Origin of the sequence: Enterococcus sp. AZ077 (assembly GCF_051714965.1) — a bacterium.
Classification (GTDB): Bacteria; Bacillota; Bacilli; order Lactobacillales; family Enterococcaceae; genus Enterococcus_B; species Enterococcus_B hirae.
This window is the reverse complement of the sequence record NZ_JBIOSX010000001.1, coordinates 913,090-932,989: the sequence shown is the minus strand read 5'-3', so window position 1 is coordinate 932,989 and position 19,900 is coordinate 913,090. Positions and strand designations below refer to the sequence as shown.

General features: G+C 38.8%; 20 protein-coding genes. All 20 read right to left on the bottom strand.

Annotated elements, in window-relative coordinates; genetic code table 11:
- Positions 1–89: 89 nt before the first annotated feature.
- Positions 90–830, bottom strand: a complete 741-nt coding sequence (locus IGL28_RS04385) for a class I SAM-dependent DNA methyltransferase (RefSeq protein WP_010719656.1) — start codon at positions 828–830, stop codon at positions 90–92.
- 1 nt (position 831) lies between these two features.
- Positions 832–1,155, bottom strand: coding sequence for a ribosome silencing factor (gene rsfS, locus IGL28_RS04380; protein WP_010719657.1), 324 nt, complete (start codon positions 1,153–1,155; stop codon positions 832–834).
- A 56-nt stretch (positions 1,156–1,211) separates the two neighbouring features.
- Positions 1,212–1,799 carry a bis(5'-nucleosyl)-tetraphosphatase (symmetrical) YqeK gene (gene yqeK, locus IGL28_RS04375; RefSeq protein WP_010719658.1) on the bottom strand — a complete coding sequence of 196 codons (588 nt, stop codon included), beginning with the start codon at positions 1,797–1,799 and terminating at the stop codon, positions 1,212–1,214.
- A complete protein-coding gene (locus IGL28_RS04370) occupies positions 1,789–2,436 on the bottom strand; it encodes a nicotinate-nucleotide adenylyltransferase (RefSeq protein ID WP_081128640.1) in 648 nt (215 codons plus the stop codon). The genes yqeK and IGL28_RS04370 overlap by 11 nt, the downstream gene beginning before the upstream one ends.
- A gap of 12 nt (positions 2,437–2,448) precedes the next feature.
- On the bottom strand, positions 2,449–2,760 hold the full coding sequence (yhbY, locus tag IGL28_RS04365) for a ribosome assembly RNA-binding protein YhbY (protein WP_010719660.1): 312 nt from the start codon (positions 2,758–2,760) through the stop codon (positions 2,449–2,451).
- A gap of 15 nt (positions 2,761–2,775) precedes the next feature.
- Positions 2,776–3,885 (bottom strand): ribosome biogenesis GTPase YqeH, encoded by a 1,110-nt coding sequence (yqeH, locus tag IGL28_RS04360; RefSeq protein ID WP_010738128.1) that lies wholly within the window; start codon positions 3,883–3,885, stop codon positions 2,776–2,778.
- Positions 3,882–4,409 carry a YqeG family HAD IIIA-type phosphatase gene (locus IGL28_RS04355; protein WP_010719662.1) on the bottom strand — a complete coding sequence of 176 codons (528 nt, stop codon included), beginning with the start codon at positions 4,407–4,409 and terminating at the stop codon, positions 3,882–3,884. The genes yqeH and IGL28_RS04355 overlap by 4 nt, the downstream gene beginning before the upstream one ends.
- A gap of 276 nt (positions 4,410–4,685) precedes the next feature.
- The gene (locus IGL28_RS04350) at positions 4,686–5,420 is read right to left on the bottom strand and encodes an amino acid ABC transporter ATP-binding protein (RefSeq protein ID WP_010738129.1); all 735 of its coding nucleotides are present in this window, start codon (positions 5,418–5,420) and stop codon (positions 4,686–4,688) included.
- 13 nt (positions 5,421–5,433) lie between these two features.
- Complete coding sequence (locus IGL28_RS04345) at positions 5,434–6,123, bottom strand: amino acid ABC transporter permease (protein ID WP_438843898.1); 690 nt, start codon at positions 6,121–6,123, stop codon at positions 5,434–5,436.
- Between the two features lie 12 nt (positions 6,124–6,135).
- The gene (locus IGL28_RS04340) at positions 6,136–6,963 is read right to left on the bottom strand and encodes a transporter substrate-binding domain-containing protein (RefSeq protein WP_081128638.1); all 828 of its coding nucleotides are present in this window, start codon (positions 6,961–6,963) and stop codon (positions 6,136–6,138) included.
- A 979-nt stretch (positions 6,964–7,942) separates the two neighbouring features.
- On the bottom strand, positions 7,943–11,920 hold the full coding sequence (locus IGL28_RS04335) for a BspA family leucine-rich repeat surface protein (protein WP_081128636.1): 3,978 nt from the start codon (positions 11,918–11,920) through the stop codon (positions 7,943–7,945).
- Positions 11,921–12,002: 82 nt separating this feature from the next.
- Positions 12,003–12,200 carry a hypothetical protein gene (locus IGL28_RS04330; protein WP_014834757.1) on the bottom strand — a complete coding sequence of 66 codons (198 nt, stop codon included), beginning with the start codon at positions 12,198–12,200 and terminating at the stop codon, positions 12,003–12,005.
- A 752-nt stretch (positions 12,201–12,952) separates the two neighbouring features.
- Positions 12,953–13,738 (bottom strand): acetyl-CoA carboxylase carboxyl transferase subunit alpha, encoded by a 786-nt coding sequence (locus IGL28_RS04325; RefSeq protein ID WP_010738133.1) that lies wholly within the window; start codon positions 13,736–13,738, stop codon positions 12,953–12,955.
- Positions 13,731–14,600 carry an acetyl-CoA carboxylase, carboxyltransferase subunit beta gene (gene accD / locus IGL28_RS04320; RefSeq protein ID WP_081128634.1) on the bottom strand — a complete coding sequence of 290 codons (870 nt, stop codon included), beginning with the start codon at positions 14,598–14,600 and terminating at the stop codon, positions 13,731–13,733. Before accD ends, IGL28_RS04325 begins: the two co-directional genes overlap by 8 nt.
- Positions 14,601–15,980 (bottom strand): acetyl-CoA carboxylase biotin carboxylase subunit, encoded by a 1,380-nt coding sequence (locus tag IGL28_RS04315; RefSeq protein ID WP_010738135.1) that lies wholly within the window; start codon positions 15,978–15,980, stop codon positions 14,601–14,603.
- Positions 15,981–15,987: 7 nt separating this feature from the next.
- A complete protein-coding gene (fabZ, locus tag IGL28_RS04310; protein ID WP_010719672.1) occupies positions 15,988–16,407 on the bottom strand; it encodes a 3-hydroxyacyl-ACP dehydratase FabZ in 420 nt (139 codons plus the stop codon).
- Between the two features lie 23 nt (positions 16,408–16,430).
- Positions 16,431–16,925, bottom strand: coding sequence for an acetyl-CoA carboxylase biotin carboxyl carrier protein (gene accB, locus IGL28_RS04305; RefSeq protein ID WP_010738136.1), 495 nt, complete (start codon positions 16,923–16,925; stop codon positions 16,431–16,433).
- A 2-nt stretch (positions 16,926–16,927) separates the two neighbouring features.
- Positions 16,928–18,163 carry a beta-ketoacyl-ACP synthase II gene (fabF, locus tag IGL28_RS04300; protein ID WP_010719674.1) on the bottom strand — a complete coding sequence of 412 codons (1,236 nt, stop codon included), beginning with the start codon at positions 18,161–18,163 and terminating at the stop codon, positions 16,928–16,930.
- A 17-nt stretch (positions 18,164–18,180) separates the two neighbouring features.
- A complete protein-coding gene (gene fabG / locus IGL28_RS04295; RefSeq protein ID WP_010719675.1) occupies positions 18,181–18,918 on the bottom strand; it encodes a 3-oxoacyl-[acyl-carrier-protein] reductase in 738 nt (245 codons plus the stop codon).
- Complete coding sequence (gene fabD / locus IGL28_RS04290; RefSeq protein ID WP_053765627.1) at positions 18,909–19,844, bottom strand: ACP S-malonyltransferase; 936 nt, start codon at positions 19,842–19,844, stop codon at positions 18,909–18,911. The genes fabG and fabD overlap by 10 nt, the downstream gene beginning before the upstream one ends.
- Positions 19,845–19,900 lie beyond the last annotated feature (56 nt).

The window sequence follows — 19,900 nt, the reverse complement described above, 5'->3', positions numbered from 1 at the left end:
AACAACGCGATTCACGACAGTTTTTTTTTTGCGATTACACCTCGCGATAAGGTAATGTTTCGTATTCAACAAAAGACTTTTTTCGTGTCCTATTCCTTATATGCCACAAAAAAGAGACGTTTTGTATCTTCCTTTGGTTGTTCGTCGGTGAAATCACCAAATGCTTCTACCTTAGAAAAGCCACTGTTTTCTAACATTCTTAAATAATTATCCAAAGAATAAGTTTGCTCTTGATGCAGTTCGTCTTCTCGAATGAACTTACCTGCTTCTTCGGGATCTTCCACGAAGAAAGTCAAGAAATGTTCAATACTATGCTTTTCCTTACCTGGGTAGCTATCCCATAAAAAGGCAAACTGATCATTTTGATAATGGTAACTGTATTCAGGAAAAACCGTGTCGATTTGATAGATAGAATGAACATCGAATATAAAACGTCCATTTTCTTCCAACGCTTGATACACTTCGTCAAATACTTGCTGCACTTCTTGTTCATTCTTCATATAGCACAAAGAATCTGAGAAACAAGTGATTGCTTGGTATTGACCAATTTCTGACAGATCAAGCATGTTTCCTTCAACAAATTGGATTGGTGTTTCCTCTTCAAACGCACGTTGGCTAGCAATCATCAACATCTCTTCTGAAAGATCTAACCCTGTGACATGGTACCCAGCTTTAGCAAAGGCAACAGCTAGAGCACCTGTTCCGCAAGCTAATTCTAAAATATTACATGTTTCACTTGGTAAGTGTCGTTTTGAGAAATCTAACCATTGTTGATATAAGGTTTCATCCATTACCTCATCATAAACGAAAGCAAATGTTTCGTAAGCCATATTAATCGATCCATTCATTTAGGTCAACAAGTGGTGCATCTGACCATAATTTTTCTAAATTATAGAAACTTCTTTCTGGCGCATGGAAAACATGGATGATCAGATCTCCTAAGTCGATCAGGATCCATTTTCCGCCTTCTTTTCCTTCGATACGTTTTACTTCGTAATTGTTTTCTTCTTCTTTTTCAATGATTTCTTCTGTAATTGCATTTAGTTGTCGTTCACTGTTTGCCGAACAAATCATGAAGTAATCTGCTAGTAAAGATACTTCTCTCACATCTAAAGCAACGATATCTTCTGCACGTTTTGAATCGGCAGCTTGCACTGCAATTTGTAGTTGTTCTTTGCTATTTATAGTAATTTCCTCCTAATGGGTAGAGATTATTTTTTAGCTACCCAATGATTATATGTTTCAATTGTTTTTGGATAAATCTGTTGTTCTTGTTCAATCAAGTGAGCTAATGTGTGCTTTGTCTCAAAAGCTACCGCTTCGTCTAAATCAAGCAACGCTATTTCACGCGCATCTTGGACTCCAGGAAACGAGCGACCAGGTTCAATATAATCTGCTACATAGATGATTTTATCTAATAAAGACATTTCAGCCGCACCAGTGGTATGAACCCGAATGGCATGAAGGATCTCTTCATCTGTGATACCAAGCTCTCTTTCAACAAAAGAGGCGCCAACTAAACCATGCCAAATCGCATTTCCATAATGAAGAAGCGCTGGGTCATAGCCATCTCGCTTGATAACTAAAATAAATTCATCATCAGGCCGTTCTTTCGCATAATCATGTGTCAAAGCAGCAATACTAGCTTTTTCTAATGAACAGCCGTATTTGCCGGCAAGGGCAATCGCCGTCTCTTCCACCCCAAGAACATGCTTGAAACGTCGTTCACTCATTCGCATTTGGACTTTTTGCATCAACTCTTCTCTTGAGTAAGTTGTGTATTTATTACTATAGTCCATCTTGATATAGCCCTTCTTTCTCGATATACTCAATGACCTTATCAGGTACTAGATAACGAACGGAACAACCTTGCTGGATCTTCTGCCGTATTTTAGTTGAGCTGATATCAATGGTTGGCACATCGACCCAAATCACTGGGTAAGGCGTTTCGGTTGAGTAACCTGCTCGACGAATACCAACAAAATTGACCATTGTCACTAGTTCATCGATTTTATACCATTTTGGTAGATATTCTACCATGTCGCCACCGATAATAAAATAGTAATCGGTATTAGGGTTGTTTTGTGTCAGAGCTTTCATCGTATCATAAGTATAGCTTTTGCCTTTTCGAGATAACTCGATCGGTTCAATAGCTAAAAAAGGATTATCTGCTATCGCAAGTTCAAGCATGTTTAAGCGATGATTGGCAGCGATTGTCGTTTTTTCATCCACATGTGGTGGTTGATAAGAAGGCATTAAATAGACCTTATCCAACCCTAAATTTTTTCCTGCCTGTTCTGCCATAACCAAGTGTGCCAGGTGAACTGGATTAAAAGTACCACCTAAAATCCCCACCTGTTTGCGTTTTTCAAAAATTTGAGGCATCTCTTGAGGAAATACTTGAGATTCGACAAAAGCTTCCGCTTGCGATTTCATATTAACCACTCCTTAAATTGCGTTTACTTCTTTAGAGATACGTTGATATTTTTCCTTTGAAGAGGGTTTATATAATACAAGAACTCGTCCAATGATTTGAACAACTTGACATCTGACTGTTTCTTCTAAAATACCAGCTACCTCTTCAGGAATCTCATCGGTATTTTGTAATAACGTTACTTTGATTAACTCACGTTTTTCCAGCGCTTCTTCAATCTGAACCATCATGGCAGAATTGATTCCACCTTTACCAATTTGAAAAATCGGTTGTAAGTGGTGTGCCTGGCTTCGTAAAAATCTTTTTTGTTTTCCTCTTAAAGTCATATTCTTCCTTCTTCCTTAAATCAAGGCCTTTCGTTTCATCACATTCACACCTTTTGGCGCCCAACCTGCTACGACTGCCGGTTGTGTCACTGTGATCCATCCTAAGCCAGCAAATACGATATCTGTTTTTTCTTTTACCGAAAATTCAAAACGAACCAATTCGGGAAATTCATTTACTTCATCGGGACGAGGTGGTTGTAATAATCCACCGACGTGTTTCACATAAAATTCATCGGCTTTTGCTAATTTCGTTCGATGAATAGTGACATCATTTGAAACATAAGCAATAAATGAACCGCGTTGCCCACTGATAAAATCAAACCTTGCTAAACCGCCGAGAAAGAGTGTCTGTCCTTCATTCAATTGGTATCCTTTAGGCTTGATTTCTTTCGTTGGTGCAATGATCCTTAAATCTTTTTTTCCAAGATAATGCGCCATTTGATGTCGATGGATAATCCCAGGAGTATCAATCAAGAAGTGACCATCATCTAAAGGAATCTCGATCTTATCTAAAGTTGTCCCTGGAAATTGAGAAGTCGTAATAACATCTTTGACACCTGCTGTGTTCTTGATGATTTGATTGATCAATGTCGATTTACCGACATTTGTCACACCAACGATATAGACGTCACGACCTTCACGATACTCTTCGATCTTTTTGAGTAGATTTTCCATTTCATTCGCTTTTTTTGCGCTTGTCAATAATACTTCAACCGGACGCAATCCAGCTTCATGTGCACGCTCTTTCATCCATTGGATCATTTTTGGTTTCTTCAGTGATTTAGGTAAAATATCCACTTTGTTTCCGACCAAGAGCACCGGGTTATTACCTACAAAGCGATGTAGTCCAGGGATCAAAGAACCATTAAAATCAAAGATATCGACAACATTGACGATCAAGGCATCTTCTTGTCCTAGTTCATTCAGCAGGCGCAAAAAATCATCATCTGTCAGTGAAACATCTTGGATCTCATTATAATGTCTTAACCGGAAACAACGTTGGCAATAGACCTCACCTGATTCTAGTCCTTTTTCTAATGCTGCTTTTGGTGTATACCCTAATTCATTAGGATGGTCGGTTTGGATCGTTGCTCCACACCCAATACACTGTAGTTCTTCGTTCATTCAATTCCACCTCGCCAGCCCATATCAGGATTGTGTGCTAATAAATAGGCCATGATTTTGCGTTCCCAAAAACGATTGAATCGTGTTTTCCAACTATCCGTTTCAATAATTGGTTTAACCAAGATACTTCTGATACCCGAACGATTAGCTGCTCGGATATCTGTCATGATTTGGTCACCGATCATCACAATTTCATCATCTGAAAGATTCAACATTTTTTTTGCTCGATTCATTCCTACGGCTAAAGGTTTTAATGCCCGAGCAACATACGTTAATTCAAATTTATCGATCGCTCGTGCTACTCGTTCAGAGCTATTGTTTGAAACAACCACTACTGGAATACCAGCATTTCTCATTTCTAAGATCCAGTCGAGTAATTCCTCTGTTCCATCAGGATTGTTCCAAGCGATCAACGTATTGTCCAAGTCAGTCAAAACTGCTTTAATCCCTAAGTTTTTTAATTGTGCAGGGGTTATCTTGTAGATGGCATCGACCATCCATGTTGGTTTATATTTTGAAAACATTTTGTCTCCTCATCTGCAAAAAATGAAGGAGCACGAAATGTACTCCTCAGCCCTATATTATACTTCATTCTTTCCAAAAAAACTACCTCTACACCTGAATCCTTCTGAATAAACAACTATTAACCTGAAATGATGAACAGACCGAAGTCACCAAACACTTTTAAAAGAGAAGAAATCATCCGTCTGACTACACTGATAAAATAAAAACTCTCCAAACACGAGAAACTGTTTCGAGAGTTTTCATTCGATTTTTTATTCTTTGGATGTTACTGACTTTTATAATATTTTGGATAAAAATGCGACTGTTCGTGGATGACTGGTTTGTTCAAAAATAGCCGTCGGTGTACCTTCTTCAAGAATGGTTCCTCCATCCATAAATAGAACTCGATCACTGACTTCTTTTGCAAAGCCTATTTCGTGAGTCACAATGATCATAGTCATCCCTTCACGAGCTAATTGAAGCATGATTTCTAACACTTCTCCGACCATTTCCGGATCAAGAGCTGAAGTCGGCTCATCAAATAGCATGACGTCGGGTTGCATGGCTAAAGCTCTCGCAATGGCGACCCGTTGTTGTTGCCCCCCAGATAAAGACTGAGGATAAGTATCGGCTTTTTCTAGCAGACCTACTTTCTTTAGCAGATCTCTAGCAATCTTTGTTGCTTCTTCTTTTGATTGCTTTTTGACTTTGATTGGTGACAAAGTGATGTTTTCTAAAACCGTCATATTAGGGAATAGATTAAACTGTTGGAAAACCATTCCCATTTTTTCTCTTGTTTTAAAAATATCATTTTGCTTGTCGGTAATTGTCATTCCTTCAAATTTGATTTCACCAGAAGTTGGTATCTCTAATAAGTTGATGCATCTTAGTAAAGTGCTTTTTCCCGAGCCTGATGGTCCTAAAAGTACCACGACTTCTCCTGGATAAATTTCAGCGGAAACGTCTTTCAGTACTTCCTGTTCACCGAATTTTTTATTTAAATGTGTAATTTTGATCAATGATTTGGCCATTTATTTTCACCCTTCATCCTTGGTATCCTTTACCTAATTTTTTCTCCCAGCGATTTAGTAACCGAGAAGTAGCAAACGTCATGATGAAATAAACGGCTGCTGCTATAAAATAAGGCTCTAATGGAACATACGAATTGGATATGACGATTTGCGTCGCTCCCATCAGTTCATTGATTCCGATCGCAGTCAATAGGGAAGAATCTTTAATCAACGTAATAAATTCATTGCCTAAAGGAGGCAAAATATTTCTTAATGCTTGTGGTAAAATCACGTAACGCATCGTTTGTGCTGGACGCAACCCTAATGAATAGGAGGCTTCTGTTTGACCGTTGTTCACTGCCAGGATCCCCCCACGGATGATCTCTGCCACATAGGCACCGGAATTTAAAGATAACACGATCATTCCTGGAAGCAGGCGGCCAAGATCAACAGTTAAAACACCTACTTCTAGATCTTTTGAAGGAAAAAATCCTTGAAGCAATAAAAAGCCGATCATGATTTGTAGAAGCATCGGTGTTCCTCGTAACACTTCGATATAGACATTAGCTAAAACATTCAACGGTTTCTTTTTGGACAATTTTAGTAACGCCATCAGTAAACCGATACCCGTTCCCAAGATCACTGTGACGATCGAAATCATGATTGTTATTCCTGTACCTGATAAAAAATAAGGAAAATATTTATCTAAAAAAGAAAAATCCACTCTGACTGACCTCTATTCTGCCGCTGTTTTTTCAGCTAATTCGTTATTTTTTTGAATAAATTCCTCAATTTTTCCTTCGTCATTCAACTTTTTGATGATTTGGTTTAATTCTTTTTGTAATTCACTGCTTTCTTTAGGTAACGCAATAGCAAAGGCTTCATCAGGAGCTGGCTCAAGTGAAATATCAGCGATCATCAGATCAGGATTTTGGGCGATATATGATTCGGCGATCGTTTTTTCAACGACTGTCGCAGCTAATGAGCCTTGGTTAACTTCAACGATCATGTTGGGAACTTTGTCGATTGTCACAAGCTTCGCACCTTTCAGTTGCGTCTTAACTAATTCCTCTTGAATTGATCCCTTTTGAGCACCTACATTTTTATCTTTTAGGTCATTCGCATTGCGATAGATTTCTTTATTTTTTTTGTTGATGATCACAACTTGTGGTGGGTTGTAATAATTGTCTGTGAAGTCAAATTGTTGTTTTCTTTCATCTGTGGCAGAAATCGCAGAAATAGCGAGATCTGCTTTCCCTTCTTTTAAGGAAGCTAAAACGGTATTGAAATTCATATCTGATACTTCAGCTTTTACTCCTAGTTCTTTTGCGATTGCTTTAGCTAAGTCAATATCAGATCCTACGATTTTATCTTTCCCGTCAACCATCGTATGAAACTCAAACGGCGCGTAATCAGCCGACGTAGCTACTTTTAGTACCCCGCTTTTTTTAATCGCTGCTAACTGATCCTTTTCCTGACCTTGAGCAGTCGTATTGCTGCTGCCACATGCACCTAAAGTCGCTAGTGCAAACAGTACCGTTAACATCCCAAAGAATTTTTTCATGTCATTTTCCTCCTACGTTAAAACTTTTGTATTAAGTGAAGTAATTATAGCATGAAACTTTCAAAAAAAAAGCATTTTTTGTATATTTATTTAAAAAAATGTATTTTAAGGCGAATATATTGTATATAAAACAAATAAAAGAATAATTATTTTAGAATAGTTTTCAATAAAATGAAAAAGAGCTAAGAATGAAAAAGTCATCTTAGCTCTTTTACAGGTGTAACCACAGATAAGGTTAGTTAATCTCCCGCAAGAAGATAAAAGTCATCAAACATTCAAGAAGGAAATTTTGGAAATTCTACTTCTTGATGCGAAACACTCTTTATGTGCAAATAATATTTATCAGAGTTCAATTAGATCTGGGAATCAAATTCCATGTCTGATTACTAGTATTTTTCATTGTTCTACTGATAATAGGATTAAAATCAGTTAGATTATTGTCTTCTAGATCCTATCTACACTCACATTAGAATCCTTATTTTGATAACAAAAACAGCGGGAATCTAGTCCGTTTTAACCGCCGTTCACTCTGAGTGTATTCTAGTCTGCAGTTGGATTGTTTGCGCAAAATTCATTCACACTATAGGAATGCTAGTAGAACCTTGCACTTATCCAAAGAAAAGAAACGGAGACAAAAGCAGCATCTTCGGAAAATTAGTCGGAATTACTTGATACTAAACATGTTTGTTTCAACCCCTTCTGTGCTCAACTAAGTTTCCTATTCTAAGTAATTCTCAATCAGCTTGTTTGACCAACTAATTATGCAACTGATTAATTCTAAATAATCTTAGAATCATCGTATGATTTCTAAACAGATCTTATTTTACTAAATATAAACCTCTGTACACATTCCGGTATTCATCATTTAGCTCAACCTATTTTAATTTTGAGCGTATCTTAAATCAAGAAAACTGAGACATTGATCAGATTTTTTCTAATCAATGCCCCAGTTTTTAGACTTACATGAATTTATTTTTCCTTAGTTTACAGAAACTGTTTGGTTTTCAGCCAATAAGTTGCCACTTCCATCATAGAAATTCATTGTCACTTGGTCATCAGCTTTGATTAGATCTGGCTTCACATAATAACTGATTGCCCCATCCTTAAAGCTCCCACCTTTACTGATCAGTTTACCATTGACAAACAAGTGTCCTTGGTGAACTTGAGTATCAGAATCATAGGCTCCTTTGATCGTTTGTGTGCCAAGTTTATAAGTCAATTCGTTGATTTCAGCTGTTGGTGTTTGAATAGTGACATCAATCTCTGATCCTGGAATTTGTTGTCCTCGATTGTTGGCACCCATCAAGACTACCTGATCGTCTTCTGATACTTTAAGGTTTCCTACATAATAACTGAACTTGCCATCTTTGAAGCTATCGCCTTGACTAACTTTTTCGCCATTGACCAATAAGATTCCTTGGTAAACATCGCCGGTGTAGCTTCCTTCGATCACTGTACTGATTCCCACACGATGGGCTTCTGTTAATTGACCCAGTTGTTCTCCTATAGTTACTGGTTGTGGGTCCCCTAGTGGTGTATCAAATTTATCATAGCCTTGAATCGTTGCTTGATCCCCTGCTTTGATGATTTGAGAGTTCACATAATAGCTAAACTTGCCATCTCTATAGGTTCCGCCCCAACTAACGACTTCTCCATTCACTACTAGTTTTCCTTTATGGATATCCCCCGTATAAGTTCCAGTAATGGTTGAATCACCTAGCTTATAAGTGTCCACCTGATCAATTGATCCTGAAGATTCGGAAATCACTTCAATCTCTTTGGAATCTATCAGTTCCTTCTCTTTGTTGTAGCCATCTAATACGACTTTGTCGCCGACTTTTAATTTGCCAGCACCGACATAATAGCTGAATTGACCATCTTTGAAGCTACCGCCCCAGCTGACAACTTTGCCATTAACGGTTAATCGTCCGAGAGACATATCCTCTGTGTAGGTTCCAGTAATATTGACATCTCCTACATGATATTCTTGTGGTTTCAACTCACTTTTCACTAGTTCTGCCACATAAGTTCCTGCCGTTAAATCACCAGTGCCATAATTTGCCATAAAGTCAGCAGGTGAATAGCCTTTGGACTGACCATCTTCACGAATCCAATTTCCTGTCAGCTGATCTCCATCGTTCAATGCTTTCGGTGCTGATAAACCAGTGTCTTCAACCGCCTTAAAGTGATCACCTAGTGTTAATTTAGCAAGAGGTGTATTCTTAAACATACTTTCCATCGTTGTTACTTTGCTAGTGTCAAAGCTACTTACATCTAGACTTGTTAAGTTATCCATATCGTAAAACATTGTACTCATATCTGTTACATTACTAGTATCAAAGCCACTTAGATCTAGGCTTGTTAAGTTCCCCATCTCTCTAAACATCTCGCGCATAGTTGTTACGTTACAAGTATCAAAACCACTTAAATCTAGACTTGTTACGCTACTCATACCGGAAAACATACCATGCATACTTGTCACGTTACTAGTATTCCAACCATTTACATCCAAATTTGTTATGTTTTTCATACCCAGAAACATATAACTCATAACTGTGACTTTACTGGTATCAAAGCCACTTACATCTAAACTTGTTACGCCGTTCCTATAAAACATATAAGACATATCTGTTACTTTGCTGGTGTCAAAGCTACTTACATCTAAACTTGTTAAGTTACTCATCTCTTTAAACATATAGCTCATGTTTGTTACGTTACTAGTATCCAGTTGATTTAACCCTTCAATTTCAGTTAAATTATTAAGATACTTGGATCCGGTAAGATCACTACTAAATAAGTAGGCAGAATCTTCCGGAGCAACTACTTTTCCAGCCAAGACAATTTTCTTGATGGCTTCACTATCTACTTTGTCGCTGTTCCAAGGTGATTCTGCAGAGCTACTTAATTCACCTGCTTCGATCGTCAATACCCCTGTATTTTCATCAAACATATACGGACTAGTGCCCCACGTGCCTGTTTCAACGGAAACATACGTGCCAGCAGTCAGATCACCGGTGCCATAGTTTTTCATGAAATCTTCTGCTGTATAAACCTTCCCTGTGCCATCTTCTCGCTTCCAGGCAGAAGTAAGTTTTGCATTTTCGGAGCCTGATTCTACAAATTTAAAGGTATCTCCTAGAATTAATTTCTTAAGTGGAGTATCAACAAACATCTCACGCATATCTGTCACTTTGTGAGTGTCAAAGTTGCTTAAATCTAGACTTGTTACACGACTTAAACCTTGAAACATCGTATACATACCTGTTACATTACTGGTATCAAACCCACTTACATCTAGGCTTGTTATGCTACTCATATTTTTAAACATATAATTCATAGATGTTACGTTACTAGTATCAAACCCACTTACATCTAGATTTATTACGCTACGCATATCGGAAAACATACAACGCATATCTGTTACGTTACTGGTATCTAGTTGACTCAACCCTTCGATTTCAGTTACATTCTTAAGTTGCTTACCAGTGTAAGTTGAACTAAACAAATAGCCAGAATATTTTGGAGCCACTACTTTCCCAGACAAGACAATTTTTTTGATTGCTTCATAATCCACTGTTCCGCTGTTCCATGGTGATTTTTCATAGCCACTTAACTCACCTGCTTCGATCGTCAATGTCCCTGTGTTTTCATCAAAATTATACGGACTGGTACCCCACCATCCTGTAGCAGAAACGTACGTGCCAGCAGTCAAGTCACCGGTGCCATAGTTATTCATGAAATCTGCTGCTGTATAAACCTTCCCTTTACCATCTGCTCGCTTCCAGGCAGAAGTAAGTTTTGCATTTTCGGAGCCTGATTCTACAAATTTAAAGGTATCTCCTAGAATTAATTTCTTAAGTGGAGTATCAGCAAACATACCACCCATATCTGTCACTTTGCTAGTGTCAAAGTTGCTTAAATCTAGACTAGTTAAACTGCTCATACGGCGAAACATATCACCCATATATGCTACGTTACTGGTATCAAAGCCACTTATATCTAGACTGGTTAAACTTTGCATACCGAAAAACATAGAATCCATAACTGTTACTTTACTGGTATCAAAGCTATTTAAATCTAGACTTGTTAATCTACTCATACTGTCAAACATAAACGCCATTTCTGTTACTTTACTGGTATCGAAGCCACTTACATCTAGACTTGTTACGTTGCTCATACTGTAAAACATAGCATCCATATTTGTTACGTTACTGGTATCAAAACCACTTACATCTAGACTTGTTACGCTGCGCATACCGTGAAACATATACTCCATATTTGTTACGTTACTGGTATCCAGTTGACTCAATCCTTCGATTTCAGTTACATTTATAAGGTACGAATAAGAAAATAGGCGTCTAGAATCTTCCGGAGCAACTACTTTTCCAGACAAGACAATTTTCTTGATTGCTTTAGCATCTACTTTTTTACTGTTCCATGGTGATTCTTTATAGCCACTTAACTCACCTGCTCCGATCGTCAATACCCCTGTATTTTCATCAAAAGTATACGGACTGGTACCCCACGTGCCTGTTATCTTAGAAGCTGCTGCCACGTTCGCTTTTTGCGCTACTTTTGGCGCTTCAGCTGTTGGATTAGTTGCATCCCCTTCACTTTCGGCAGTCGCTGCTGTTGCTTGTTCTTGTTCTGTTGCTTGGTCTTGGGTGTCATCCGTTGTTTCATCCGTTGCTTCATCAGTTGTTGCTAATGAATCACTAGTTGTAGTGGTTGAATCCGTTGGGTTTACTAACGGCTCTGTGACGTTTTGTATCGTTTGATCGATGACTTCTTTTGCTTCATTCGCCTGTGTTTGTTCAGTAGCAGTTTCAGCTGTTGGTGACAAAGTATCCGCTAATGCCATCGTTGGTGCGATCCCAGCATTTCCCATCACACCAGCCACCGCAAACATCGTTAATAGCTGTTTTTTACGTTTTGCTGTTAATTTTTTCTTACTCATATTTACTCCTTTTTTTCTCTTATTTTTGATCATTACTTTCTCGTCAATACCACTTCATCAGCTTTAGGTGTTTTCTCTGTTTTCAATTGATATCTCTTTCCAATGTCCATTTTGTTACCGAAGCTGACAAAATCGTATGGATCATCTCCCCTGTAGCTTTTATTTTACTTGTTCTAATCAAGAGTAAACGCTCAATATAACTAATTAATATTCTTGAATCTTGATCGTTTACCATAACTGTTTTGTTGTATGTATTTTTTTCATTGATTGAGGAAATCAATCAAGCTTTCTCTACTACTTATCATCTGAAAAAATTTTTCATCTACATGTTACGATTTATGTAAAGGTTCATACGTGGCAGAATAACCTGCAACCTTTTAGACAGGAGAAAGATTTAAATACATCAAACAAGGAAGTGGAGACAAAAGTAGTTAGCATCAAGAAATAAGAAGAGATTCCCAAAAATGGACAAGAAACACAAAAACTAGTTTTTTGCTGTTGATTGTTACCTACTTGGTGCTTCTCAAATTTTTGGTAAATTTCAGCAGATTTTCCGAAGACGCTGCTTTTGTCTCATGTTTATTTGTTTTTTAGAGATACTAGATGAGACTGAGACAAGTTCTGTCCCAGTCTCCTTGAAAAATTATAGAGCCCATATTCATGCCAACCAAATGGTAGACACATGATTATATTCAACAGAGCGATTATCGCATTCCCATTTATAAAATCTCTGATGAATGATAGAGGATAATCTCCAATCCTTGTATTCCAATGTTTTTTAAAAAAGCAGACAGGTTAATAAAAAAACTATCAACGTGAACTAACAAAAAAATCTGAGACAGAATGAGATTCATTCTGACCCAGATTTGATTTCACACCATTCATCAGTCCTTAATGACAAAGAGTCGAAAAACTCAAAAAGCAATCGACCTCCAAAGCTACTCCTGTCATCTAACAGGAAACGGTGGGTAGGTCGATTGCTTTATTCATTCAATTTGGTGCATAACTGTTTGTTTTATTCTTTATAACTGTTTAAAATTTACGGAATCTTTGATAACGTCGTTCAAGCAACTCTTCAGTGGAAGTTTGACATAGTTCGGTCAATTTTTCAATCAATGATTTTTGTAACATTCGACTGACTTTTTCTTTACTTAAAGCTTGCCCATTTACTGTTTCCGGTATCACACGATCGATGACATCTAATTCTAATAATTCAGCTGCCGCAACTTTCATTAATTCAGCCGCTTCAGCTGCTCGACTACCATCTTTCCACAAAATCGATGCAAAACCTTCAGGAGATAAGACAGCATAAATCGTCTGTTCAAGCATCCAAACTTCATCAGCTAAGCCAAGAGCCAATGCTCCTCCGCTTCCACCTTCACCGATGATGATTGCAATGATCGGTACTTTTAGATCAGACATCTCTAATAGGTTTCTGGCAATCGCTTCTCCTTCACCACGTTCTTCTGCACCGACACCACAATAGGCACCAGCAGTATTAATCAGTGTGATAATAGGACGATGGAATTTTTCTGCCTGTTTCATCAGACGAAGTGCTTTACGATAGCCTTCTGGATGAGGTGAACCAAAATTTCTGCGAATATTTTCTTGAAGGTCTCGTCCTTTTTGGATCCCAATAACTGTGACAGGTTTTCCATCTAATTTGGCAACCCCACCAACGACTGCTTCGTCGTCTCCAAATAAACGATCGCCATGAAATTCTTGAAACCCCTCAAAGATATCTTCAAAAAAATCAAGACTCGTCCAACGATCCTTTTCACGCGCCAGTTGAACGATCTCATGTGCTGTTTTATCCATGATTTATCCAACCTTTCTGCGTATGCATTTCCAACAAATGATGGATCGTTTCTTTTAGTTCTTTTCTAGGAACGATTTGATCAACAAATCCATGGGTAAGTAGAAATTCTGCTTTTTGGAAATCTTCCGGTAATTCTTGTTTGATCGTTTGTTCGATCACTCGTCTACCGGCAAAACCAATCAAGCTTTGGGGTTCAGCCAGGATCACGTCGCCTTCCATTGCAAAACTCGCTGTTACGCCGCCTGTAGTTGGATCGGTCAATACTGTTAGATAAAACAAACCGGCATTGCTATGACGTTTGACAGCTGCTGAGATTTTTGCCATCTGCATCAAAGAAAAAATACCTTCTTGCATTCTGGCTCCTCCAGAAGCAGTGAACAAGACAACGGGTAAGCCAGTTTTTTCAGCCCGTTCAAACAAACGGGTGATTTTCTCACCTACAACGGTTCCCATACTGCCCATGATGAAATTAGAATCCATGACACCAATCGCAAATGGCAGACCGTGAATCGTTGCTTTTCCTGTCAATACCGCTTCATGCAATCCTGTTTTTTCTTGCATAGTTTGGATCTTTTCTTGATAATCAGGGAAGTTCAAGGGATCTTTTGTTACTAAATCCGTGTCCCATTCTTCTAAACTTTTTTCATCGATGATCAATGCTAATCGTTGCCAAGCACCAATACGAAAGTTATAACTACAATGAGGGCAAACCTTCTCATCACCAATATCTTTTGTATAAATGATGTGTTTACAATTAGGGCATTTAGCCCACATATTATCTGGAATAGACGGCGCATTCGTTGGTTGTTCTGCTCGATTAGGATTAATTCGAATGTATTTTTTCTTTTTGAATAAAGCCATCTACTCTTCTCCTATCTCTGTTTCAGGTGTCCAGTTCGGTAAAAAATCTTCTTGTAAAAAGGCGGTACTATAGTCCCCTGCGATGACTGCTGGATGACTGATTAAATCCATTTGGAACTCCGCGTTCGTGATCACTCCATCGGTAACCACTTCGCTTAACGCTCGCTGCATTTTCATCAATGCCTCAAAGCGAGTGTCTGCATGAACGATCACCTTAGCGATCATTGAATCATAATAAGGTGGAATCGTATAGCCGGAATAAACGGCACTATCAACTCGAACACCCATGCCTCCTGCTGGCAACAAAAGGTTTTTGATTGTTCCAGGTGATGGTGCAAAATGAAAAGCTGGATTTTCTGCATTGATCCGACACTCAATGGCGTGACCAGAGAATCGCACATCTTCTTGTTTAATTTCCAACGGTTGCCCCGCAGCAATTTCAATTTGTTTTTTTACCAAGTCAATGTTTGTAACCATCTCAGTTACCGGATGTTCGACTTGGATCCGCGTATTCATTTCCATGAAATAAAATTCTCCCGCTTCATCCATTAAAAATTCAATCGTTCCAGCATTTTCATAATTAACCGCTTTGGCTGCACGAACTGCCGCAGCTCCTAATTCTTCTCTTTTATTCTGAGAGATGACCACTGAAGGGGATTCTTCTAATACTTTTTGATTATTTCGTTGAAGAGAACAATCTCGTTCGCCTAAATGAAGGACATGCCCATAATGATCACCAAGGATCTGTACTTCAATATGTCTTGCTGGATAAATGATTTTTTCTAAATACATTTCATCATTTCCAAAAGCCGCTGCTGCTTCTTGCTGCGCAGAAGAAAAATGTTGCGGTAATTCTTCTTTTGATAAAACTTTACGAATCCCTTTTCCGCCACCGCCAGCGGCAGCTTTAAGCATGACCGGATAACCAATCTTATCCGCTACTGTTAGTGCTTCTTCAACTGTTGATAATACGCCATCACTTCCTGGAATAACAGGTACATTGGCTTCTTGCATCAAGCGACGTGCATTGATTTTATTCCCCATCGCATCGATCGTTCGACTCTTTGGACCAATAAAAGCAATATTACATTCTTCACACATAGAAGCAAAACGGCTATTTTCAGATAAGAACCCAAAACCTGGGTGAATCGCTTCTGCTTTGGTCACGATGGCTGCACTCAAAACTGCTTGAACATTCAAATAGGAGTCCGTCGCTTTTGCAGGACCAATACAAATTGCTTCATCTGCCAATTGAGTATGCAATGCGTCAGCATCTGCTTGTGAGTAAACAGCAACAGTCTGAATACCAAGCTCACGACAAGCGCGAATAATTCGTACGGCGATTTCGCCACGATTAGCTATCAAAACTTTTGAAAACATAACTCACCTATCCAATCATAAAAGTTAATTCAGCTTCAGCAACTTTTTTGCCATCCACTTTTGCAATTCCTTTACCAATACCAGCAGAAGATTTGATTTTCGTAATTTCTACTTCAAGATACAGTGTATCCCCTGGAGTGACTTTTCGACGGAATTTTGCTTTGTCTAAACCACCAAAATAAGCAGTCTTTCCTTTAAATTGTTCCAAGGATAATAACGCAACTGCTCCTGCTTGTGCCATCGCTTCAACGATCAAGACACCTGGCATCACAGGTTCTTCTGGAAAGTGACCTTGGAAAAATGGTTCGTTGATCGTCACATTTTTCTTTGCAATGATTCGTTCGCCTTCCACCATTTCTTCGACACGATCAATCAGCAATAGCGGATAACGATGTGGTATGATTTCTTTAATTTCTTGAATGTTCATATTGCTCCTCTTTCCTCTTTTGCTTAATTTGGTTGAATTCTAAATAGTGGTTGATCGTATTCAACAACCGCTTCATTTTCAACAAGAATCTCAACGATTTTCCCATCGACTTCGCTTGTGATTTCATTCATCAATTTCATTGCTTCAATGATACAAATCACTTCACCTTTTTTGACACTATCTCCCACTGACTTAAATTGTGGTTTATCAGGGGCAGGTTGTAAGTAGACGATCCCAACAATCGGTGATTTTACCTCGACACCTTCGAAACTTTCTTGTGATGCTTCGACAGATGCTTGAGGTGCTTCACTAACTGGCGTTTGTTGGATTGGTGTTTGAGGTACTACCGTATCTCTAGGCGCTTCTGTGGCTACTGGCATTGGAGCCATTGTTCCCATTCCACGACTAGATTCATTTTTATTCATATATAATTCAAATTGACCTTCTCTTAAATCAAATTCAGTTAAAGTAGATTGATCGAATTGACTGACTAATTCCTTGATCTCATTGATATTCAAGATTATTCCTCCCAGCGTTTCATACACAAGACCGCATTGTGACCACCAAAGCCTAACGAATTGCTCATTGCATAAGTCAATTGCGCTGGTTTGCTTTCATTGATGACAACGTTCAAGTCAATTTCCGGATCTTGTTTTTGGACATTGATGTTTGGTGGAATAAATTGATGTTCCAGCGCCATTAAAGTAGCTAACGCTTCAATCCCTCCAGCTGCACCTAATAAGTGTCCAGTCATGGATTTCGTACTGCTGACATATGTTTCTTTGAATGAATCACCTAATGCCAGTTGGATCGCTTTTGCTTCTGCTTGATCATTAGCGGGTGTACTTGTCCCATGGGCATTGATATAGCCAACATCTTCTGGCTTAATACCCGCTTCATCCATGGCTAATTTCATTGCTTTGGCAGCGCCTGAACCATCTGGTGTAGGAGCAGTCATATGGAACGCATCACAATTAGCACCGTAACCAACGATTTCTCCATAGATTTTTGCACCACGAGCTTGAGCATGTTCTAAAGATTCGATCACTAAGATACCCGCTCCTTCGCCCATCACAAAACCGTTACGTTCTTCATCAAAAGGAATCGAACCACGAGTAGGGTCTTCGGCATTCGATAAAGCTGTTAGTGCAGCAAAGCCAGCAATTCCCATTTCACAAATTGTTGCTTCTGCCCCACCAGCTAGAATGACATCTGAATAACCATGTTTGATATTGCGGTAAGCTTCACCAATAGCATTCGTTCCACTCGCACAAGCAGTAACGATTGCTGTACAAATCCCTTTAGCACCTACACGTAGTGCAATGTTGCCGGCAGCCATATTTGCAATAGCCATTGGAACAAACATTGGTGAGACACGTTGCGCGCCTTTTTCGTGTAACCGGATCACTTGGTTTTCGATCGTTGGCAATCCGCCGATACCGGAACCAACAATGACACCAAAACGATCTTGATCGATTTTCTCTTTATCTAGACCGCTCATCCCTAATGCTTCTAGTGCTGCATAGATCCCATAAATCGAGAACATGTCCATCCGTTTGCTGTCTTTTTTTACAAAATATTTATCGTATGGGAAATCTTTGACTTCACCTGCTAGTGTGATTCCAGTTTCTGTGGCGTCAAATTTAGTAATGGGAGCAATCCCATTCGTTCCTTTTTGCAAACTATCTAAAAAGCTTTCAGCATCATTACCGATTGGTGAAGTGACACCATAGCCTGTAATTACTACTCGATTCATTATTGTTTTCCTCCTTTTTATCCGTGCATCACGAGACCGCCATCAACATTGATGACCTGTCCTGTGATATAAGGACTCTCTGCTAAGAAAATCGCAGCATTCGCAACATCTTCCACGCTGCCAAAACGTTGCATTGGAATTTGTTTTACTACTTGCTCTTTGACTTTATCAGATAACACTTCGGTCATATCCGTAGCGATAAAACCAGGAGCAATGGCATTACATGTAACACCGCGTGCAGCTGCCTCACGAGCAACAGATTTTGTAAAACCAACGACACCAGCTTTGCTTGCTGCGTAATTTGCTTGTCCGACGTTACCAATCAAGCCTGAAACACTTGACAAGTTGATAATTGCACCTTCACGTTTTTTCATCATTTTCTTTAAAACGTGTTGTGTCATATTGAATGTTCCTGTTAGGTTGATATCTAAACAAGCTTTAAAATCTTCTGCTGACATGCGCATCAATAATTTATCGTTCGTAATCCCTGCATTATTGATTAGAATATCGATTGATCCTAATTGTTTTTCTGCTTCTTCTACCATCAAACCAGCTTTTTCATAATCTGAGATATCGCCAGAAACACCGATGCAGTTCACACCTTGAGCTTTGATCTCATTGATTTTTTCTTCTGGAATTGCTTTTCGTCCATTTAAAACGATGTTTGCGCCTGCTTTTGCAAAAGCTAGCGCCACAGCGGCACCAATTCCTCTTGTGCTACCTGTAATAAATACGTTTTTTCCTGTTAGCTCCATAACATGCCTCCGATACTTGTCATTGTTTCTTCTAAAGTTTGTTGATTTTCTACTCTTAAAACCGGAATCGTTTTATCGATTTTCTTCATAAAGCCACTTAATACTTTACCTGGTCCAACTTCGATCACGCGTTCCACACCAAGTTCTTTTAATTGATGGATGCTTTCATAAAAATGTACCGGCTTCATCACTTGTTGTTCAAGCAGAGTCGGTATCCGATCTTTGTTCATGATTTCAGTTGTCGTATTACTGATGACAGGGATTGCTGGCTCATTAAAAGTGATCGTTTTTAGCTCAACGGCTAATTTTTTTGCTGCTGGCGCTAAGATTGCTGTATGAAACGGACCACTCACATTAAGTGGAATCATTCGTTTGATGCCTTTTTCTTGCATGATTCTTACTGCTTCATCCACTGCTTGTTCTTCACCGCCAATTACGATTTGTTGAGGTGTATTATAATTTGCAGGAGAAACAATTCCTAATCGTTGAGCTTCCAAACAGCTTTCTTCAATCACTTCTACAGGTGCATTCATAACAGCTACCATTTTCCCACTACCAAGTGGTGCAGCCTCAGTCATAAAAGCCCCTCGTTTTGCCACTAAAGCGACTGCTTCACTAAACGACAAAGCTCCACTAGCTACTAAAGCGGAATATTCGCCTAAACTTAATCCTAGAGCAGCTTGAGGTGTAATCCCTCTTTCTTTCAACAAACGATAAAAAGCAATGCTGACCGTTAAGATTGCTGGTTGCGTATAAGCGGTTTGATTGAGTCGTTCATTTTCTGAAAAACACAATTCCGCCATATCATAGCCTAGAATATCACTTGCTTCATCAAACGTTTCTTTGACGATAGTTTCTTGATAGAGATCTTGTCCCATGCCTGGATACTGAGCGCCTTGTCCGCTAAATAAAAATGCTGTCTTCATGTATTTTCTCCAATATTTTTAGGATATATGCTCATGTCTTGATTTATTAAAAAGGA

Excerpts from the sequence above, each read along its gene's own strand:
- fabD (WP_053765627.1), bottom strand. The coding sequence starts at position 19,844 with ATGAAGACAGCATTTTTATTTAGCGGACAAGGCGCTCAGTATCCAGGC.
- fabZ (WP_010719672.1), bottom strand. The coding sequence starts at position 16,407 with ATGAACATTCAAGAAATTAAAGAAATCATACCACATCGTTATCCGCTA.
- yqeK (WP_010719658.1), bottom strand. The coding sequence starts at position 1,799 with ATGGACTATAGTAATAAATACACAACTTACTCAAGAGAAGAGTTGATG.
- accD (WP_081128634.1), bottom strand. The coding sequence starts at position 14,600 with ATGGCTTTATTCAAAAAGAAAAAATACATTCGAATTAATCCTAATCGA.
- IGL28_RS04385 (WP_010719656.1), bottom strand. The coding sequence starts at position 830 with ATGGCTTACGAAACATTTGCTTTCGTTTATGATGAGGTAATGGATGAA.
- fabF (WP_010719674.1), bottom strand. The coding sequence starts at position 18,163 with ATGAATCGAGTAGTAATTACAGGCTATGGTGTCACTTCACCAATCGGT.
- yhbY (WP_010719660.1), bottom strand. The coding sequence starts at position 2,760 with ATGACTTTAAGAGGAAAACAAAAAAGATTTTTACGAAGCCAGGCACAC.
- yqeH (WP_010738128.1), bottom strand. The coding sequence starts at position 3,885 with ATGAACGAAGAACTACAGTGTATTGGGTGTGGAGCAACGATCCAAACC.
- IGL28_RS04325 (WP_010738133.1), bottom strand. The coding sequence starts at position 13,738 with ATGGATAAAACAGCACATGAGATCGTTCAACTGGCGCGTGAAAAGGAT.
- fabG (WP_010719675.1), bottom strand. The coding sequence starts at position 18,918 with ATGGAGCTAACAGGAAAAAACGTATTTATTACAGGTAGCACAAGAGGA.
- IGL28_RS04340 (WP_081128638.1), bottom strand. The coding sequence starts at position 6,963 with ATGAAAAAATTCTTTGGGATGTTAACGGTACTGTTTGCACTAGCGACT.
- IGL28_RS04315 (WP_010738135.1), bottom strand. The coding sequence starts at position 15,980 with ATGTTTTCAAAAGTTTTGATAGCTAATCGTGGCGAAATCGCCGTACGA.
- IGL28_RS04370 (WP_081128640.1), bottom strand. The coding sequence starts at position 2,436 with ATGAAATCGCAAGCGGAAGCTTTTGTCGAATCTCAAGTATTTCCTCAA.
- IGL28_RS04335 (WP_081128636.1), bottom strand. The coding sequence starts at position 11,920 with ATGAGTAAGAAAAAATTAACAGCAAAACGTAAAAAACAGCTATTAACG.
- IGL28_RS04350 (WP_010738129.1), bottom strand. The coding sequence starts at position 5,420 with ATGGCCAAATCATTGATCAAAATTACACATTTAAATAAAAAATTCGGT.
- IGL28_RS04355 (WP_010719662.1), bottom strand. The coding sequence starts at position 4,409 with ATGTTTTCAAAATATAAACCAACATGGATGGTCGATGCCATCTACAAG.